The 668-nt window shown below is 32.0% G+C and carries 1 protein-coding gene and 1 pseudogene; both read left to right on the top strand.

Going from position 1 to position 668, the window contains the following annotated elements:
- Positions 1-295: hypothetical protein (locus tag NNN64_RS22940; protein WP_271442894.1), on the top strand; the 295-nt coding region annotated here is incomplete at its 5' end.
- Between the two features lie 4 nt (positions 296-299).
- Positions 300-668 (top strand): annotated as a pseudogene (locus NNN64_RS22945) (glycosyltransferase); the annotation flags it as partial.

Raw genomic sequence — 668 nt, forward strand, 5'->3', positions numbered from 1 at the left:
CCTGTATGGTGCTACAAACTTTGAAGTTAATGAATTGTTGAGCTTGTGCCATGGTGACTATATTAATGACATGGCTATTTTAATCACGAAAAAGAATGCAAATCGTGTTTTTCTTTTAAATATTATGACCAAGTTATTTAGTAGACCTCTCTTAATAGTACTTTTTCTTGCTTATCATCCGTCATCAAAAGTAAAACTACATGGTGTGTTTAAGTATGTATTTGTAAGGCTTTTGAAAAAAAATCCATTCCTGCTCAGTGTCGCAAGGAAAATTTATTACAGATGGAGGGGGTGAGTAAATGTATTCGCATTTTAGAGGTAGGTTTATCCAGGTTATTGAGTCTCTAGATATATATGATGCATGTTCTAATCATGTGGTTAGCATAGATAAATATGTAAAAGATGTGTATGGGCTGAAAACCGAAATATATGCAAAGCACTATCATCATAATAGAGGTGATATTGTTACAAATATTGAGCATCTAAATAGTCATGATGAGGATATTATTTTCCTTCATTTCTCAGCTTACTCAGAAGTTTGTGTGGATAAAGTATTAGCCTCAAAAGGCATGAAAATATTGCATTATCATAATATTACACCACACACATTTTTTTCTGAAAATTCGTTTCTATATAATCTTTGCAAAAAAGGTCGTGAACAGCTACTT

The sequence above is a fragment of the Citrobacter sp. Igbk 14 genome, from assembly GCF_028069825.1.
GTDB lineage: Bacteria > Pseudomonadota > Gammaproteobacteria > Enterobacterales > Enterobacteriaceae > Citrobacter.